The 17,611-nt window shown below is 36.3% G+C and carries 18 protein-coding genes; 14 read left to right on the forward strand and 4 right to left on the reverse strand.

Going from position 1 to position 17,611, the window contains the following annotated elements:
- Positions 1-52: 52 nt before the first annotated feature.
- The gene (locus tag C1634_RS19490) at positions 53-1,408 is read left to right on the forward strand and encodes a lipase family protein (protein WP_103233016.1); all 1,356 of its coding nucleotides are present in this window, start codon (positions 53-55) and stop codon (positions 1,406-1,408) included.
- An 82-nt stretch (positions 1,409-1,490) separates the two neighbouring features.
- Here C1634_RS19490 and pyrH read toward each other — a convergent pair whose 3' ends face one another.
- Entirely contained in the window at positions 1,491-2,198 is a 708-nt protein-coding gene (pyrH, locus tag C1634_RS19495) for a UMP kinase (RefSeq protein WP_109738992.1), read from the reverse strand.
- A gap of 167 nt (positions 2,199-2,365) precedes the next feature.
- On the opposite strand from pyrH, the gene porQ reads away from it, so the two are divergent.
- The 5 genes from porQ (at position 2,366) to C1634_RS19520 (ending at position 5,457) form a co-directional block, all read left to right on the forward strand.
- Positions 2,366-3,358, forward strand: coding sequence for a type IX secretion system protein PorQ (gene porQ, locus C1634_RS19500; RefSeq protein ID WP_103234806.1), 993 nt, complete (start codon positions 2,366-2,368; stop codon positions 3,356-3,358).
- Positions 3,359-3,442: 84 nt separating this feature from the next.
- The gene (gene cmk, locus C1634_RS19505) at positions 3,443-4,117 is read left to right on the forward strand and encodes a (d)CMP kinase (RefSeq protein ID WP_103234807.1); all 675 of its coding nucleotides are present in this window, start codon (positions 3,443-3,445) and stop codon (positions 4,115-4,117) included.
- A gap of 96 nt (positions 4,118-4,213) precedes the next feature.
- Positions 4,214-4,564 (forward strand): YtxH domain-containing protein, encoded by a 351-nt coding sequence (locus C1634_RS19510; RefSeq protein WP_109738993.1) that lies wholly within the window; start codon positions 4,214-4,216, stop codon positions 4,562-4,564.
- 80 nt (positions 4,565-4,644) lie between these two features.
- Entirely contained in the window at positions 4,645-4,953 is a 309-nt protein-coding gene (locus C1634_RS19515) for a phage holin family protein (protein ID WP_103234809.1), read from the forward strand.
- Between the two features lie 3 nt (positions 4,954-4,956).
- Positions 4,957-5,457, forward strand: a complete 501-nt coding sequence (locus C1634_RS19520; RefSeq protein ID WP_103234810.1) for a phosphoribosyl-ATP pyrophosphatase — start codon at positions 4,957-4,959, stop codon at positions 5,455-5,457.
- 76 nt (positions 5,458-5,533) lie between these two features.
- On the opposite strand, the gene C1634_RS19525 is transcribed toward C1634_RS19520, so the two are convergent.
- A complete protein-coding gene (locus C1634_RS19525) occupies positions 5,534-6,259 on the reverse strand; it encodes a TrmH family RNA methyltransferase (protein WP_109738994.1) in 726 nt (241 codons plus the stop codon).
- Between C1634_RS19525 and tamL the strand changes: the two genes are divergently transcribed.
- On the forward strand, positions 6,245-8,854 hold the full coding sequence (tamL, locus tag C1634_RS19530; RefSeq protein WP_103234811.1) for a translocation and assembly module lipoprotein TamL: 2,610 nt from the start codon (positions 6,245-6,247) through the stop codon (positions 8,852-8,854). The two genes, C1634_RS19525 and tamL, sit on opposite strands and share 15 nt — an antisense overlap.
- Here tamL and C1634_RS19535 read toward each other — a convergent pair.
- Together C1634_RS19535 and C1634_RS19540 are read right to left on the reverse strand one after the other, a co-directional pair.
- Complete coding sequence (locus tag C1634_RS19535; RefSeq protein ID WP_394337108.1) at positions 8,851-9,408, reverse strand: SanA/YdcF family protein; 558 nt, start codon at positions 9,406-9,408, stop codon at positions 8,851-8,853. The genes tamL and C1634_RS19535 overlap by 4 nt on opposite strands.
- A gap of 56 nt (positions 9,409-9,464) precedes the next feature.
- A complete protein-coding gene (locus C1634_RS19540) occupies positions 9,465-10,589 on the reverse strand; it encodes a ferredoxin--NADP reductase (RefSeq protein WP_103233949.1) in 1,125 nt (374 codons plus the stop codon).
- 33 nt (positions 10,590-10,622) lie between these two features.
- On the opposite strand from C1634_RS19540, the gene C1634_RS19545 reads away from it, so the two are divergent.
- The 7 genes from C1634_RS19545 to tnpA all read left to right on the forward strand — a co-directional run bounded on the left by C1634_RS19545 (position 10,623) and on the right by tnpA (position 17,540).
- On the forward strand, positions 10,623-11,183 hold the full coding sequence (locus C1634_RS19545) for a TlpA family protein disulfide reductase (RefSeq protein ID WP_103233948.1): 561 nt from the start codon (positions 10,623-10,625) through the stop codon (positions 11,181-11,183).
- 25 nt (positions 11,184-11,208) lie between these two features.
- Positions 11,209-12,180, forward strand: coding sequence for an iron ABC transporter permease (locus tag C1634_RS19550; RefSeq protein WP_185145150.1), 972 nt, complete (start codon positions 11,209-11,211; stop codon positions 12,178-12,180).
- Between the two features lie 341 nt (positions 12,181-12,521).
- The gene (locus C1634_RS19555) at positions 12,522-12,899 is read left to right on the forward strand and encodes a GxxExxY protein (protein ID WP_103233946.1); all 378 of its coding nucleotides are present in this window, start codon (positions 12,522-12,524) and stop codon (positions 12,897-12,899) included.
- A gap of 98 nt (positions 12,900-12,997) precedes the next feature.
- On the forward strand, positions 12,998-13,921 hold the full coding sequence (locus tag C1634_RS19560) for an ABC transporter ATP-binding protein (RefSeq protein ID WP_103233945.1): 924 nt from the start codon (positions 12,998-13,000) through the stop codon (positions 13,919-13,921).
- Between the two features lie 166 nt (positions 13,922-14,087).
- Entirely contained in the window at positions 14,088-14,540 is a 453-nt protein-coding gene (locus C1634_RS19565; protein ID WP_103233950.1) for a MarR family winged helix-turn-helix transcriptional regulator, read from the forward strand.
- Between the two features lie 54 nt (positions 14,541-14,594).
- Entirely contained in the window at positions 14,595-16,988 is a 2,394-nt protein-coding gene (locus C1634_RS19570; RefSeq protein WP_109738997.1) for a 3-hydroxyacyl-CoA dehydrogenase/enoyl-CoA hydratase family protein, read from the forward strand.
- 87 nt (positions 16,989-17,075) lie between these two features.
- Positions 17,076-17,540, forward strand: a complete 465-nt coding sequence (gene tnpA, locus C1634_RS19575) for an IS200/IS605 family transposase (protein WP_103233943.1) — start codon at positions 17,076-17,078, stop codon at positions 17,538-17,540.
- The last annotated feature ends 71 nt before the right edge of the window (positions 17,541-17,611 follow it).

Genomic DNA, 17,611 nt, shown 5'->3' on the forward strand with positions numbered 1-17,611 from the left:
TCTTAAAAATAACTCTTATCATTTTAAAAACTAATTTTAAACCAATCACATTATGACAAATCCATCTTTAGACGCCTATCAACAAGTGTTTGCTATGTCAGGTCTTGCCAACCGTGCCGGAGGCTACAACGGTTTTGGTATCCAACTGCAGCAACAGCTTCAGTACGATTTATCTTATTATTTTAACAATGTTCCTCCGGTTAAAATAATGGACCAGAAAACACCTTCAACAGCCAATCCTTCAGTTCTGGAAAAATTAGGAAGCTGGGATCTTGTTTGGGGACCTGCCTTGATCGAAGAAAAAAATGAAAAGGGTGTTCCTACCGGTGTTGCAGATAATGCATTATATGTAGCTAAGTCGAATGCTGTCGCATTTCCGGGAGGCCCTACATTGCCTACTTATGTTGTAGCGATTGCAGCAACGAACCCTTCCTCCCTTTATGACTGGGAAACAGAGGATTTTTCGGTAGCTGAAGTTGTGAACTGGACAACTTATAACCCTTCCAATTTCGCTCCATCAGCGTATAATAGTACTGACCCTTATATTTCAAAAGGAACTGCTACCGGTATAAGTATCCTTCTCGGACTTGAAAGCCCGTCTTCTGCAGCTTCACCCAATACCACACTGCAGCAGTTTCTTGCAAGCTTAAATCCGGAACCGGGTACAGCCATTATATTTTGCGGACACAGTCTTGCAGGAGCATTATCTCCTACTCTTGCCCTTTATCTTAAAGAAAATAAGGATCTGAATGCTTTCGGGGTAACGCTTGTATATCCTACCGCCGGACCAACGCCGGGTGAGGCAGCATTTGCCAGTCTGTTCAATAGTAAATTTCCACCATTGCCCCCAGGATGGCAGCAACAAACAGGTACTTACCAAAGCTGGAACACAATGCACTGGAATGATCTGGATGTTGTGCCTCATGCATGGCCAGTATCAGAACTGGGGAAAATTGCCACTATATATGGCCAGGCCACTACCAATATGACGGCCTCCATATTAACAGCTTTACAAACGATGGCTATCACTGATTCTTCAAATTCAGGAGCCAGCTATACAAGAATACAAAACCAATCGCTTCCAGGTCAACTGCAACACTCAAATGGCTCCTTGATTAGCATCAAAACACCTCCTGAGACTTTGCAGGACTATATGCTTCAGTTATCAGTACAACATGTGGGAATGTATAATGGTATTCCTGCAGCAGGACCTAATCCACAAGTAAACGGTCTTATTTTACAACAGCCATTGCCCAAACCAGACGTTGTGCTGGTACCAGGAGTAACTGCTGTCTCCGAATTGGAAATGATAATGAAAATAATAAGTCAGATCATTGGGTGGATTTCTTCCCATTATGTTTTGGTTGAAAAGGAAAATGCCACACAAAACGTTGAAGCAGACCAATAAGTATTAAAATTATTATAAAACAAAAACACCTGTCACGCTAATGGTGACAGGTGTTTATTATATTTTTTTCAGCTAAAATTGATTATAAATCAACCAAAGTACCTACATTTTCTCCGTCTACAATTTTTTCCAGATTACCATCTTTATTCATATCGAATACGATGATAGGCAATTTGTTTTCGTGGCTTAGAGTAAAGGCAGTCATATCCATTACCTTAAGGTTCTTTTCAAATACTTCATCAAAAGATAATGAGTTGTATTTTACAGCATCAGCATTCTTCTCAGGGTCGCTGTCATAGATTCCATCTACTCTTGTTCCTTTTAAGATTACATCAGCTCCTATTTCGATAGCTCTTAAAGTAGCCGCGGTATCTGTTGTAAAATAAGGGTTTCCTGTTCCTGCTCCGAAGATCACTACTCTTCCTTTTTCAAGGTGTCTTACTGCTCTTCTTTTGATGAAAGGCTCAGCTACTTTATCCATTTCGATAGCAGACTGAAGTCTTGTCTTGATTCCTGCATCTTCCAAAGCTCCCTGTAGTGCCATTCCATTGATTACAGTTGCCAGCATTCCCATATAATCTCCCTGCACTCTGTCCATTCCTTTTGCAGCTCCTGCTACACCACGGAAGATATTTCCTCCTCCAATCACGATCGCCACTTCACAGCCTTTTTCTACTACTGTTTTGATTTCAGCAGCATATTCTTGCAGCCTTTCGTTATCAATACCGTATTGTCTGTTTCCCATTAAGGCCTCACCGCTTAGTTTCAGAAGGATTCTTTTATATTTCATCTTTTATTTTTAGTAACTTTTTATTAGTATGGGTCTCCCCTGAATTTGATTTTGCAAATATAATCATTAAAGATATTGATAGAAGAAAAATATTTAAATAGAAATAATGTAAGAAATATTTTGAAAAGTACGAAAAAGGATTATTTTTGCATTAATTATAAATTGAGTTGAAGAAAATTATCATTTTTTCATTATTTCTATCAGGAATTGTTTCTTATGCACAAACAGGAACAAATGTTTATCCGTTCTTAAATGTACCTGTATCCGCAAGACAGGCTGCTTTGGGTGGAGATGCAATTTCGATAAGAGATTATGATGTTTCCTTTGCTATTGCAAACCCTGCCCTGTTAAATAAAGATTCCGACAAACAGCTTTCCGTCAACGCAACGGCTTATCTTGCCGATTCGAAATACGGTACTATTGCTTATGCCAAAGACTTTGAGAACGGCCACATGGCTACCATCAATGCCAGGTATATGAGCTATGGAAGTATTCCGAGAACGGATGAAAGCGGTTTTCAAAATGGAGATTTCAAAGCTTCAGATGTCGCTATTGGTGCGGGCTACGCCTACCAGTTTGAAGAAGACTGGACGATTGGTGGAGGACTTAATTTTATTACCTCAAAAATTGACAACTATACTTCTTCCGCTATTTCAGGAACTGCGGGAGTTACCTATCATAATAAAAAGACCAAAGAAGTACTTTCTCTTGTGATGAGAAATTTTGGTTTCCAGCTGAAATCATTCAACGGAGAAAGAGAAAATCTTCCTTTCAGAATTGATGTGGGATATACCAAAATAATAAAGAACTTCCCTCTTGCGATCACGATTACAGCACACGATCTTCAGAAATTTGATATTTCTTCCGAATATAATCTTGACGGACAGAAAGTGAATGCCGGCAGAAAAATTGCAGACCACTTTTCATTGGGAGCAGAATTGTTTCCGGAGAAAAATTTCAATATCAGATTGGGATATAATGTGAAAAGAGGAAATGAACTGGCTGTTGCAGATCAAAGAAACTTCTCAGGACTTTCTGCAGGATTTGGAGTTAAAGTTTCCAGATTTCGCATCGATTATGCTCACGTAAGATATCACAACTCTTCGAACGTCAATCAGATAGGAATTTCTATGGACCTTTCCAGCCACAGAGGGGAATAATCTGCCTGGAAGAAAATTTCTTAATTATTCTGATTTTTTTTTACTTCCCCTTGATTTTTAAGAAAAAATCTTGAAATTTGCAGTATGAAAAAACCTGTAATTGCTATCGATGGGTACTCGTCTACCGGAAAAAGTTCTATCTCCAAAATCATTGCTGATAAACTTGGACTTATTCATATGGATACAGGGGCACTTTACAGAGGAGTTACTTGGTATGCGTTACAGCATTGTCTGAATGAAAACAGTGAGATTGATCTGAACAGATTATTCGCTTCCTTAGACCAGATCAAACTTGAATTCAAAAACAACGACGGAACGCTTATTCTTTTCCTTAATGATATCGATATCTCTAAAGATATCCGCACCAATATAGTATCTGACAATGTAAGCCTGGTTGCCAAGCAGAAAGAAGTGAGAGACTTTTTGCTGCAGTCACAACGCTCTTTGGCAGAAAAAGGCGGTGTTATCATGGACGGACGTGACATAGGGACAGTAGTTCTGCCAAATGCGGACTATAAGTTCTTTCTTACTGCCAGTATTGACGAAAGAACCAACAGGAGGTTTCTGGAATTAAAAAGCCTGGGAATTGAAACAGATAAAGAGCAGGTAAAGCAGAACCTTATTGAAAGAGACAAGATTGACAGCGAGCGCGAAATAGCCCCATTGAAGCAGGCTGAGGACGCTATCGTTATTGATAACTCAGCCTTAACCAAAGAAGAAACTATAGATCTTATTTTATCTCACATCGAAAAGATTTAACAATTTTTAATAGGCTTAAAGCCTCCTTTGGTATACAAATTGTAAGTTTTATTACTGTAAAAACTAATCTTATTATTAATTATTAAAAAACTTAAAATGTCTAGAAAAGAAAAAAATACAGCAGGTATATTGGCAGGACTTCTTGCAGGTGCTGCGGCAGGTGTAATCTTAGGAATGTTATACGCACCGGAAGAAGGTAAAGAAACCAGAAAAAAGATTAAAAATAAAGCAAATGATCTTAAAGATCAGGCTAAAGATAAATATGGAGAGGTTTCTGAAAAAATGAAAGACCAGTACAGCAATATTTCTTCTACTTTCAAAGAAACTGCAAACACCGTAGCACATACTGTGAAAGACGGATATGACAAATACAAAGATCAAATTGTTGCTAAAACGGCAGATGTAGTAAAGGATGTAGAAGCAGAATTGAATGATCTAAAAAAATAAGTAATTTATCTTTTTTAAGTAAATTACAGAAAGGAACTTTTGTGCGAAAGTTCCTTTTTTTGTAACTTTAAAAAAAAACAATGATAGAAACTATTAAAGAATATGCCTCCAAGAGAATAGATCTTCTGAAAATTGAAGCTACTGAAAAGTCATCTCTTTCTGCTGGTCTCATTACCTACTTTGTAGTACTGCTTGTTGCTTTTGCTTTTTTTATTATCCTTTTCAATTTTGGAATTGCCTTTCTTATCGGAAAAGCACTGGATAACTACTCCTACGGATTCTTAATTGTTGCTGCATTTTATGCACTGGTAATGGCCTTTGTCATTGCCTTCAAAAATAAGATTGTCAATGCTGTTGCAGATCAGGTTATTAAATTTTTAAATCATTAAACTATGGGCAGAAAATACGAAAGCATAGAAGAATTAAGAAGAAAGAAAAAACTGCTTCAAGGGGAAATAAGTGATCTGGAAAATCTTCTTACCTTCAAAAACACGAAGGAAAGCTTAAGTGCATTTACCAATGGTTTAAGTGATCAGTACCTGCAGGAAAAGGTAGATGAAGATGGTGATGAAAAAGTGGTTCTGAGAAAAGATGTCATTGCCAGACAATTGACTTCAGAAGTAAAAGACCTTCTGATCAAAAAAAATACAGCCGTGGGGCTTGCAAGTTCCGCCTTCAAAGGAGGAAATATTACAGACAGCCTCGTGAAGCTGGGAGTTACCGCTATCGTTGGAAACTATGCCAAAAAGAATATGAAAAGCTCCAATTGGAAGAAAAAACTGATTGGTGCTGCATTGATCTATCTTGCTCCTATAGCATTGAAATATGTCAGAAAAAAGATGGAAGTATATCAGAAGAATAAAAGTGTTTCCAGTTTGGAACAATTGATATAAAAGTTAGATGTTAGAAACTAGAAGTTAGAGAATATCCAGTGATTTACACTAATTTCTAACCTCTAGTTTCTAGCTTTTATTTTGAAAATAACTGTCCCAAAATAATCCCGGCAGCCATAGATACATTCAGGCTTTCTGTAGACTGGGATTTTCCAAACCTTGGAATACTGATACTTTTTTGTAGAAGTTTCTCTGTTTCCGGTCTCATTCCGTTTCCTTCATTTCCTAAAATCAGATTAATCTTTTCCGGTTTCTCAAAAGTGTAGATATTCTCCCCTTCCATATCCGTTCCTACATTTACATTTTCTGTTTTAGAAAGATATTCTACGAGATCGGTATAAACGACATTCACTCTGGTAAAAGAGCCCATGGTTGCCTGAATCACTTTTGGATTATAGAAATCCACGGTGTCTTCACTACAGATAATCTGTTCAATTCCGAACCAATCTGCCAGTCGTATAATTGTTCCTAAATTTCCCGGATCCTGTATCCCATCCAAAACCAATTGTATATTCTTATCCCTCATTTTTTCTTCCTCAGCAAGATAACATACCGCTATGGAATCTTTTGGAGTTTTAAGGAAACTGATTTTTTTCAATTCATTTTCAGAGATATGAGTAATAGGGATATCAGTCCGGTCCAATTTTTGCGGATCGGTTGATAATATTTCTTTAACTTTAAAGTTAGAATTAAAAAGTTCACAAATGATTTTATTACCTTCAACCAAAAACAAATTGTATTTTTGTCTGAACTTCTTTTTATCTAAAGATTGTAAAACTTTTATTGTATGAGCTGTAAGCATTATAAGAATTCTCCTCAAAAATATTATAAAATTATCTCATTTGCAACATTTGTTGGTCTCCTTTATGCTTGTAGTACGACAAAAAAAGTTCCTGAGGGCGAATACCTCCTTACCAAGAACAATTTAGCGTTCGAGGATAAGAGAGAATTTTTTGACGAAGAGCTCAAAGATTACATTCAGCAGAAGCCCAACAAAAAGCAATTTCTCTTCATGCCATTGAGTCTCCTTTTGTACAATATGGCTGAACCGAAATACGACACCATACTTAATGAATATATGACCTATCCCGGTGAGATGAGAAATCAGAAGCTGAGAGACTCTTTATTCCTTAAATACAACATGAAAAGCAGTGTTGGAAAAAGTCTACTTTTTGATCGTTTATTGCACAACTGGGGAACACCACCGGTAATTCTTGATCAGACCAGAAGTGAAAAAAGTGCTGAATCTATTAAAAAAAGACTTACCTACAGAGGATATTGGGATGCTGATGTAACATTCAAACATTCCCTAGACTCTGCGTCTAAAAAAGCATCTGTTAATTATTCTATTAAGCATAACGAGCCTACCCGGATTAAGGATTATTATTACAATATTCCGGATCAGGGAATCAAAGGTTACTACAACTATAATCTGAGCAGAAGTCTTGTGAGATCCGGGCATATCCTGGATCAGACTGTGCTGGAAAGAGAAGTAGTCAGAATTACCGACCTGATGAGAGAGTTTGGATTCTATAGATTCAACGCCTCCAATGATGAGGTCTATTTTGTTGCGGATTCTCTTAAAAGCAAAAAACAGGTTCCTTTGACATTGGAAATTCATAAAGATTCACTGGATACCCCTTATAAGATTGCTACTTTTGGAAATATTGATGTTGCCATTGTTGATGAACCTGGCGACTACCCTAAAAATACCAGGAAAGACAGCTTAAGAAGAATAAGATTCCATACGGTGAATGATAAATATAAGCTTTCCTCTATATGGAGAGCTATTATTCCGGACAGTAAGAAGGTTTTTGACCAAACTAAGCTGGACATTACCAAGAGAAATCTTTTAGCCATGAACAATTTTAGTATCGTTAAGGCAAGAGACTCTCTGAGACAAGGTGGAATGACTTCTCCTAATGACAGTATCGTTGATGTTTTATATGTATTGAAACCACTTCCGAAATATGAGCTTAAAGTGGGGACAGATGTTAATTATTCTCAGATTTTGAATCTCGGGATCTCTCCATCTGTAGACCTTACTACCCGAAATGTTTTTAAAGGGGCAGAAAACCTTTCTACAAGCCTTTCAGGAACATTTGGTTCTATCCGAAGTACGAAAGATATTGATAAAAGAGTGGCTGCCTACGAAATATCAGCACAGGCATCTCTGAATTTCCCGAGACTGCTGCTTCCTTTTAATTATTATAAATTCATCCCTAAACGATACACTCCTACTTCATCTATTCTGCTGGGAGCATCCATACAGAATAATATTGGTTTAGGAAGAATTATCTTTAATACAGGATTGAATTACCAGGCAAGTGTGAATGATCAGGTATACCATAAGCTTACCTTATTCAATACTCAGGTCAGTTTGACTAAAAATAAAGATGCTTACTACGACTACTTTGTGAATGACGGAAGGGTAAAAGATGAGGTTTTCGGAAATTATTTTATGTTTAACCCGGAAACGGCACAAACCGGACAAGATTATAGAGATGGAAAACTCACTGTAGATGAGGTTTCCAAAAAGATTATAGAGAACGAATCTTACCGTGGAAGTCTTAATCAGCAGGGAACTGATCTTTTAACAGCGTTCAGAGGAACTTTGGTGAACAAAGACAGACAGACACAGGATGTTCTTATTTCTTCCATGATCTATAACTTTGTTTATAGTGAGATTGGAAAAAAAGAATATCCAAATGCATTTTACTTTAACGGAAAAGTAGAACTTGCGGGTAACATTTTAAGCTTATTCAACAAAAAAGATAATGATGGAGGGGTTGTTACCAGTCCTCAAAAAACTATTTTCGGGTTACCTTATGCACAGTTTGTAAAATTTGATATTGATGCCAGAAAATATTTCAAATTTAATGGAAACCAGACGTTGGTACTTCGCCAGTTTATCGGAGTTGGAATTCCTTATGGAAACTCTGAAGATATGCCGATCATTAAGTCTTATTTCAATGGGGGTTCCAATGATATCAGAGCATGGGTTGCGTTTGGAGGATTAGGTCCTGCAGACTCTCAGGTAGATGAAAGAGTTCGTACCTATATGACGGATAACTTAAAGCTTACTACCAATATTGAATATCGAATTCCTTTCAATAAAACCTACGAGGGAGCCTTATTTACCGATATCGGGAATACATGGAGTCTTCGTAATTATAATGACGGATACGGAGATGAGTTTAAATTCAACAAGTTTCTGAAGCAGGTAGGTGTCGGAAGTGGATTCGGATTAAGATTAAACATTGCTTATGTTACTGCCAGAATTGACCTTGCTTACAAGATCTACGACCCGAATAAACCTGAAGGAGACCGATGGAGATTTAAAAACTTCCAGCCTTTCAAACCAACGGTTAATATTGCGTTCGGATATCCTTTCTAATCCGGAGAAACGCCTAAAATAAAATACACTACAGCAATCACACGGGCGAGGATTTCTCTCGCCTGATTTCTGTAAAAGCTTTCAGATTTTGTGACATCCTGAGCATCAAATCCCAAAGCATTCATATCATTATTTCTTGCAAAAAACAACGCCCTGAGGTTGTGAAATCCCTGAGATACAATAATGACATTTTTCTTTTTATAAACATCCTTACAACGAAGAATACTTTTATAAGTATTGAAACCCTTCGGATCTTCCTCAATAATATCTTCCGGAACACCCTCCTGGTAGATCAGGTAGTTTTTCATCGCTCCCGGCTCATTATATCCCTTACTCTTCTCACCGCTCACAATAATTTTTTTGATTTTGCCATGATGGTAAAGAAGCGCTGCCGCATCCATTCTTTTGGTAAAATAAGGATTCGATTTTCCGGATCTCATTTTAGGAGATGTTCCCAAAACCAAAGCAACTTCTCTGGGTGGAATTTTTGATATTTTGGTATAGGTTCTCCCATTGGTAAGACCGAATACCCATACATTACAGAAACATATCATTAGAATTCCTAATTCCAATGATATAAAACCCAGGTTAAATATGTTCCTAATAATTCTCAACTAAGATCAAAGTTAAGCTTTATTTTTTTACTTTTCACAATAGACATGCAAGCTAAAATATGCCCTTGCTCTTCTTCCTTTTCGGTAAGATATTCATTCTCCAATAGTTCCACTTCACCTTCATCCAAAGAACATTCACAGCTTCCACAAATTCCTGACTTACAAGAATAAGGAACCGGGAACTTTTGAATCAAAAGTTGCTGAAGGATTTTATCCTTATTATCAGGAAGTTGAGCCGTATATTTTTTTCCGAATATTGTAAACTCCACTTCTATATTTTCAATCAGAGGAAATTCTCTTTCTACAGGATAAATATCATCATTAAATTCTTCAAAAAGTTCAAAATGGATATTTTTCTTGGGAATCCCATGGTGATAACAGGCATTAGCCAATGTTTTGATCATCTCTCCTTTTCCACAGATCAGCACTTCATCTACAGCATCCCAGATTGTAGACTCTTCGTCTGTATCATCTAAATGAAGGATTTGATTGATGATAAGGTGTAATTTCTTTTCATCCAATCTGCCGTAAAAGAATTGGTCTCCCGTTTTCTCCTGTGAAAAAAAGTAAAATATCTGAAGTCTGTCCCCGAAAGTTCTGGCGAGATGATCCAACTGTTCACGATAGACCAACTCATCGGAGCTCTTATTTCCAAAAAACAAAAACAACCTCGTTCTCGGTTCGGTATGAAGAATATTTTTAAAATGGCTCAGAATAGGAGTAATTCCTATACCGGCAGCGAAAGCAACAATTGTCCTGAATTCACTTGGTTTGGATACCAATGTAAATCTTCCGGCAGGTTCACTCACCAAAATTTCGTCCCCTGCATTATAGTTTTCAAACAGCTGAGAAGTCGCTCCATCAGAGGAATTAATCTTTATTCCAAGACTTATTTTACCCTCATAAGGAGCCGAAGTCATTGAATAATCATTAATAACCTCTTTCCCATGTGATTGAAATCGTATACTGACGAACTGCCCGGCCTCAAACCTGAAATTTTCTTTTAAATTCTCAGGAATATCGAACTCCAGAGAAAAAGTATTTTTGGTCAGCTCTTCCTTTTTCGCTATTTTTAACGGATGAAACTGTATTAGTTTCCCTTTATAGATTTGTTGTTCCATAACTTCAATTCAAAAATAGATAAAAAATAATTTATGAAGAAGATAATTTTATCCACGTTACTTCTTACTGCACTGTACAGCTGTAAAAAAGAAGGTCAGAAAACTGAAAATACTACAGCTGCAGATTCTCTTTCCGTATCTCAACCTACAGATACTAAGGAAAGTACAGCCGTTCCCAAAGAACTTTCCCCTGAAAATGTAAGCCAGCACTTAGCCAAAAATAATGATACATTATATGTTACCAATTTTTTTGCAACCTGGTGTGGTCCATGTATGAGAGAGATTCCAAGCTTTAAAAGTAAAATGGAGGAATTGAAGGGAAAACCTGTAAAATTCACTTTCGTAAATCTTGATGATAAAGCAGAATGGGCGGGTGCTGTTAAAAATTTTGCAACAGAAAACAAGCTAGGAGGGAATATTATTTTACTGGATGGACAAAAATTAGATCAAAACTTCTTTCATAATAACTTCAAGCAATGGGACGGAGGTTCTATTCCCTTTACTTTCATGAGAAAAGGAGATAAGACCGATGAATATCTGGGAATGATGACGGAAGATGTATTGAATTCAAAAATCAATTCTTTCTTACAATAAAAATAGACTGAACTCTTTCTGAATCATGTCAAAAAGATTTAAAATCCTGTGTTTATTATTCGTGATTGCAATTATTGTAAGTGCTGTCATTAATATGAACACAGGATTTTTAAGTTTAAGTTTTCAGGACTTTTTTCAAGATTCTGCTCATAATCAGATTGCCGAAATCCGTATCAACCGCGTTCTCGTGATGATGCTTGCCGGAATTTCAATTCCTACGTCAGGTTTTCTGATGCAGGAGTATTTTCAAAATCCCCTGGCTGGCCCCGATATATTGGGAATCACTTCGGTAGCCAGTCTGTCGGTCGCTTTTTATATTTTCTTTTCCCATAATATTCTACTGCCTGAGTTTCTGCAGAACAGTTTTCTTAGTTTATCAGCAATTGGAGGAAGTTTACTGTTAATGCTGATTCTTCTGTCCATGTCTAACAAGTTTCAGGATAAATCTTATCTTATTATCTTCGGATTTCTTGTCTCAGCATTTGCCGGAGCAATTGTATCCCTGCTGCAGTTTTATGCGGAAAATCAAAGTCTGAAAAACTATATTTTATGGTCTTTCGGAGCTAATAATATGGTGACCAGAAATCAGATCTATGTACTATTTATCTTAGTATCCATAGGTCTTTTCATTTGTTTCAAAGCGATAAAACCTCTTATTGGAAACTCTCTTGGTAATTCTTATGCACAAAGTTTAGGAGTAAACCTGAAACAGCTGAAACTATTAATAATAGTAGCGTCCTCTCTCCTTTCAGCCTCTATTACTGCATTTTTAGGTCCTATCCTATTTATCGGAATCATTGTTCCTCATTTTTGCAGACTCATCTATAATCCATCCAAATTATGGCAGCAATGGATTCTTAATATGTTTCTGGGAATTCTGATCATGTTATTTTTCTCAGTTATTGCAGAAAAAACACAGATCCCTTTGAATGTAATAAGCTCTGTATTTGGAATTCCTGTGATTCTAATGATGCTTTTGAAGCAGAATAAAGTGTAATTTTTTTTTGGAAAGCGCAAAGACGCAAGGATTTTCTATTTAATCTGTAAACTTTAAGTCGCAAAGATTTTATCTCCGATAAAATTGAAAACTGCATATTCAAAACAAAAAATATCCTTACCCCTTCTTGCTGAAAATATTTGATTTTCTTGCGCCTTAAAAATATACACAACGTATTATAAAACTTTGCGTATTCGCGTTTACCCAACATCTTGCATCAATAAAACTATACTCACACTTTCTGAGGGGTTTTAATTTTATTATACATCATAGATTACAGTCTTCCATCTCACAATTATTAACCAACAATTCATATATTTAGATTCAACAAAACATCACAAATGACAGAAAATGAATTATCAAAAGTAGTTTTTGAAACCGGTTTAAAGATTCATAAAAAACTTGGAGCGGGATTATTTGAACATGTGTACGAAGAATGTTTGTTCTATGAATTAACAAAATCAGGTTATCAGGTAGAAAAGCAAAAATTATTTCCTATCATTTATGAAGATTTAAAAATAGAGAACGCTTTCAGACTCGATATGATTATTGAAAACAAAGTGATTTTGGAATTAAAAACAGTTGAGTATATATCCCCTGCTCATAAAGCACAACTTTTAACTTATTTAAAAATCACAAACTGTAAATTAGGCATGTTACTCAACTTTCAATCTGATGTTTTCAAAAACGGAGTGACAAGAATCGTGAACAATTTATAGATCAAACAGGATAAAAATTTAGAAAAGTCAAATTCCCTGCGCCTTAAAACACTATTTTTGTAAAACATTTTAATCTTTTGCAGATAACCAACAAAAGTATGCATTTACAGATCAAACAGGCAAATATCGGCTACAATACAACATTAATATCCAACGCTAATGCGGATTTGAAGCTTGGTGATGTATGCCTGCTGATTGGTAATAATGGGGTAGGAAAAACAACACTGATCAAATCTATTCTGCATCAGCTTTCTTTACTGAGTGGAGAGATTTCTATTAATGGAAAAAATGTAAAGAGTCTTTCTGTAAAAGAAATTGCCGAGAATATTGCGATTGTTTTTTCAAAGTCGGTTATTCCGCAGCATTATACGGTTGAAGACCTTATTTCTCTGGGAAAATACATCTACTACCCTTTTTATTTTGAGTTAAAAAAAGAAGACCGTGAAGAAGTTGCTCATATTATCGAGGAATTAGATTTGAATCAATACAGATATACCCTTTTGAAAAATCTGTCAGACGGAAACCTTCAAAAAGCATTTATAGGGCGGGCTATTACTCAGAACTCTCCCATTATTATTTTGGATGAGCCCACCACGCATCTGGATGAAAAAAATAAGCTTATTATTCTCAAAACCCTCAGAAAATTAGCCAAAGAACAGAATAAACTTATCTTGTTTTCTTCTCACGACTGGCGATTGGCTAAAGAATTTGCAGATAAAATATGGTATATAAAGGAAAACCATCTGTATTCGGGAATTGTTGAAGATATCCTGCTTCAACATGATGAACTCACCAATGCTTCCTTATTCCAGGTCAATGAAAATTTTGTTGCACCACAAATCTCAGCACCGCGAGTTCACAAAGAAATGTTGTATTCTCTGCTTCAAAAAAACTTCCAAAAAGACCTTTCTTCTTTCAATTTTGAATTCCAGCACTCATTTTGGGTAATTACTAAAGATTCCGCCAGTTACCAATGTGAATCTTTTGAAGAAATCATCAATTCTATTAAAAACATTCATTAATACTACATTTTTATTGATTAATCCATATACTATGCATGCATAGTATTATGCTAATCATACAATTTAATCTATTTACTATCAGGTTATTAACAAAATTTAACGTTAATAAATACTATGCATGCATAATATTTACTAAATTTGGGTAAAACCATTGGCGCAAAAAATGATGGATAATAATAAAGAAAAAATAGAAAACGTAGATTTAATTTTAAAGCAGACTTGGTTGGCTGTTTCTAAAATGTACACAGAACTAGCCCAGGAACATGATTCCACAGCGGTACAAGCTCTCACCCTTCTTAAAATTGATCCCAAAGAAGGAACCAGAAGTACCAATCTTGGTCCCAAAATGGCTATTGAACCCACCTCTTTAACGAGAATCATTAAACTTTTGGAAGATAACGGATATATCTATAAGGAAAAGACGACCACTGATAAACGAGAGGTTATCATTAAGCTTACAGATAAAGGGCTCAACTCCAGAAACATGTCAAAGGAAGTCGTTGTCAACTTTAACAAGAAGGTGATGGAAAAAATAGCTCCGGAAAAGATGGATGCTTTCAAAGACGTGATGACCGAAATCATGAAAATAGCAAACGAATTATTAAACAACAGAAAATAAATTATGTTGAAACCTCAGGGTTCCATATAATCTTATAAAAATAAAAATTTACATATGAAAAGAAGAATCAAACATGTAACGGTTCTTGGTTCAGGAATTATGGGAAGCGGTATCGCAGCTCACTTCGCCAACATCGGTGTTGAAGTATCACTCTTGGATATTGTTCCTTTTGAACTTACTGAAGCTGAACAGAAAAAAGGTTTGACCAAAGATGACAAAGCAGTACGTAACAGAATTGCTTCCGAAAACTTTGAAAAACTAAAAAAAGCAAGTCCTGCACTTCTTTATTCTCCAAAGTTTGCAGACAGAATTAAAATCGGAAACTTCGATGATGATCTACCGAAAATAAAAAATACAGACTGGATCATTGAAGTAGTAGTAGAAAGACTTGACATCAAAAAGTCAGTATATGAAAAGATTGAACAGTTCAGAAAACCGGGAACATTAATTTCTTCTAATACTTCCGGTATTCCTATTCATTTCCTGATAGAAGGGAGAAGCGAGGATTTCAAAAAATACTTCGCAGGAACTCACTTCTTCAACCCGGTAAGATACCTTCCTCTTTTAGAGATTATTCCTACTAACGATACAGATCCTGAGATCATCGATTTCTATATGAACTATGGAGCAAAATTCCTAGGTAAAACTACTGTTTTAGCCAAAGATACTCCAGCTTTCATCGCCAACAGAATCGGGGTATTCTCTATGATGGATCTTCTTCACAATGTACAGAAACTAGGACTTACCGTTTCTGATGTTGATAAATTAACAGGTCCGGTAATCGGACGTCCAAAATCTGCAACATTCAGAACAGCTGATGTAGTAGGTCTTGATACTTTGGTTATGGTAGCCAACGGTGTTCGCCAAAGCGGTGCTGAAGCGAATAACTTTAATGATGTATTTGCCCTTCCTGGCTATATCCAGAAAATGATGGATAACAAATGGTTAGGTTCAAAAACGGAACAAGGTTTCTATAAAAAAGTAAAAAATGCAGATGGAAAATCTGAAATTCATGGATTAAACCTTGATACTTTAGAATATGAACTTCAAGGAAAATCATCATTCCCTACCCTGGAATTAACAAAAGCTATTGATAAGCCGATTGACAGATTCAAAGTTCTGATCGGAGGTAAAGATAAAGCTGGTGAATTGTACAGAAAATCTTTAGGAGCGTTATTCGCTTACGTTTCACATAAAGTTCCTGAAATTTCTGACGAGGTTTATAAAATTGATGATGCCATGAGAGCTGGTTTTGGATGGGAAAACGGACCATTTGAAATCTGGGATGCTGTAGGCGTTCAAAAAGGTATTGAATTGGCTAAAGACGCTGGTTATGAAGTTTCAGACTGGGTGAAGAATGTAGAGACTTTCTATAAAGTAAATGATGAAGGACAAAGCATTTATGTAGATAAAAACTCAGGAGAATACAACAAAATTCCGGGTCAGGATGCATTCATTATCTTAGATAATATCAGAAAAAACAAAACGCTTTGGAGCAATTCAGGGGCTTCGATTGAAGATTTAGGAGACGGAATCATCAACTTCGAGATCCGTTCAAAAATGAATTCTCTTGGAGGCGAAGTTCTTGATGGCTTAAACAGAGCGATCGATTTAGCAGAAAAAGAATATGACGGATTGGTGGTAGGAAATCAGGGAACAAACTTCTCTGTAGGAGCCAACCTTGCTATGATCCTTATGATGGCTATTGAGCAGGATTGGGATGATTTGAATATGGCGATCGCTTACTTCCAGAAATCAATGATGAGAGTACGTTATTCTTCTATTCCTGTAGTAGTTGCTCCTCACGGAATGACCTTAGGAGGTGGATGCGAAATGACAATGCATGCAGACAGAGTGGTTGCGGCAGCAGAAACTTATATCGGGCTTGTAGAAACCGGAGTTGGGGTAATTCCTGGCGGAGGTGGTACTAAAGAATTGACTTTAAGAACTTCCAGAGAATTCCACAGCGATGATGTTAAAAACAACAGACTTCGTGAAGCTTTCATGAACATCGCAATGGGTAAAGTAGCTACTTCTGCGTATGAAGCTTATGATATGGGAATCCTTGAAAAAGGGAAAGACATCGTTTCCGTAAGCAAAAACAGACAGATTGCAGAAGCTAAAAAAGTTGCAAAACTATTAGCAGAGCAAGGATATACTCAGCCAATCGAGCAAAAAGTAAAAGTTCTTGGTAAAGATGCATTAGGAATGTTCTATGTAGGAACTGACCAGATGTTAACCGGAAACTTCATCTCTGCACACGATAAGAAAATTGCTGATAAACTGGCCAACGTAATGGTAGGTGGAAATCTTTCCGAACCAACAGTTGTTACAGAACAATACTTGCTGAACCTTGAAAGAGAAACCTTCCTTCAGCTTTGTGGAGAAAGAAAAACTTTGGAGAGAATCCAATATATGTTGCAGAATGGAAAACCGTTAAGAAATTAATAGGAAGCTCCGTAGGAGCGGACTGTTAATAGCTATCAATAATTTACGAATTTTCGTAGAGCCTCGTAGAGGCGACCTGTTAATTTTATGGCAAATACATATACACAAATTTATATCCAAATTGTTTTCGCTGTAAGAGGACGACAAAACCTGATTTTGAAAGAAAACAGAGAGGAACTCCACAAATTTATTACAGGTATCGTTAGCAACAGAGGTCAAAAATTATTTGCTGTTTTTGCAATGCCTGATCATGTTCATATTCTTGTAAGTATGAGTCCCGTTATTTCGATTTCAGACTTAGTAAGGGATATTAAAGCGGGTTCTTCAAAATTCATTAATGAAGAAGGATGGGCAAATGGAAAATTCAACTGGCAGGAAGGTTATGGTGCATTTTCTTATTCCAAAAGCAGTGTTGATTCGGTTGTAAAGTATATTTTAAACCAAGAAGAACATCATAAAAAGAAAACATTTAAGGAAGAATATTTGGGGTTTATGGAAAAATTTGAAATTGAATATGATTCAAAATATTTATTTGAATGGATTGAAAACTAACAGGTCGCTCCTACGGAGCTCCACGAATTGCAAATCAAAACAAATAGCTACAAACAGTTTACCTCTACGAG

The sequence above is a fragment of the Chryseobacterium viscerum genome (assembly GCF_002899945.2).
In the GTDB taxonomy this organism is placed as follows: domain Bacteria; phylum Bacteroidota; class Bacteroidia; order Flavobacteriales; family Weeksellaceae; genus Chryseobacterium; species Chryseobacterium viscerum.

Bases quoted from the DNA above. Each gene is read 5' to 3' on its own strand.
- C1634_RS19490 (WP_103233016.1), top strand. From the start codon at position 53: ATGACAAATCCATCTTTAGACGCCTATCAACAAGTGTTTGCTATGTCA.
- pyrH (WP_109738992.1), bottom strand. From the start codon at position 2,198: ATGAAATATAAAAGAATCCTTCTGAAACTAAGCGGTGAGGCCTTAATG.
- cmk (WP_103234807.1), top strand. From the start codon at position 3,443: ATGAAAAAACCTGTAATTGCTATCGATGGGTACTCGTCTACCGGAAAA.
- C1634_RS19510 (WP_109738993.1), top strand. From the start codon at position 4,214: ATGTCTAGAAAAGAAAAAAATACAGCAGGTATATTGGCAGGACTTCTT.
- C1634_RS19515 (WP_103234809.1), top strand. From the start codon at position 4,645: ATGATAGAAACTATTAAAGAATATGCCTCCAAGAGAATAGATCTTCTG.
- C1634_RS19520 (WP_103234810.1), top strand. From the start codon at position 4,957: ATGGGCAGAAAATACGAAAGCATAGAAGAATTAAGAAGAAAGAAAAAA.
- tamL (WP_103234811.1), top strand. From the start codon at position 6,245: ATGAGCTGTAAGCATTATAAGAATTCTCCTCAAAAATATTATAAAATT.
- C1634_RS19525 (WP_109738994.1), bottom strand. From the start codon at position 6,259: ATGCTTACAGCTCATACAATAAAAGTTTTACAATCTTTAGATAAAAAG.
- C1634_RS19535 (WP_394337108.1), bottom strand. From the start codon at position 9,408: ATGATATGTTTCTGTAATGTATGGGTATTCGGTCTTACCAATGGGAGA.
- C1634_RS19540 (WP_103233949.1), bottom strand. From the start codon at position 10,589: ATGGAACAACAAATCTATAAAGGGAAACTAATACAGTTTCATCCGTTA.
- C1634_RS19545 (WP_103233948.1), top strand. From the start codon at position 10,623: ATGAAGAAGATAATTTTATCCACGTTACTTCTTACTGCACTGTACAGC.
- C1634_RS19550 (WP_185145150.1), top strand. From the start codon at position 11,209: ATGTCAAAAAGATTTAAAATCCTGTGTTTATTATTCGTGATTGCAATT.
- C1634_RS19555 (WP_103233946.1), top strand. From the start codon at position 12,522: ATGACAGAAAATGAATTATCAAAAGTAGTTTTTGAAACCGGTTTAAAG.
- C1634_RS19560 (WP_103233945.1), top strand. From the start codon at position 12,998: ATGCATTTACAGATCAAACAGGCAAATATCGGCTACAATACAACATTA.
- C1634_RS19565 (WP_103233950.1), top strand. From the start codon at position 14,088: ATGGATAATAATAAAGAAAAAATAGAAAACGTAGATTTAATTTTAAAG.
- C1634_RS19570 (WP_109738997.1), top strand. From the start codon at position 14,595: ATGAAAAGAAGAATCAAACATGTAACGGTTCTTGGTTCAGGAATTATG.
- tnpA (WP_103233943.1), top strand. From the start codon at position 17,076: ATGGCAAATACATATACACAAATTTATATCCAAATTGTTTTCGCTGTA.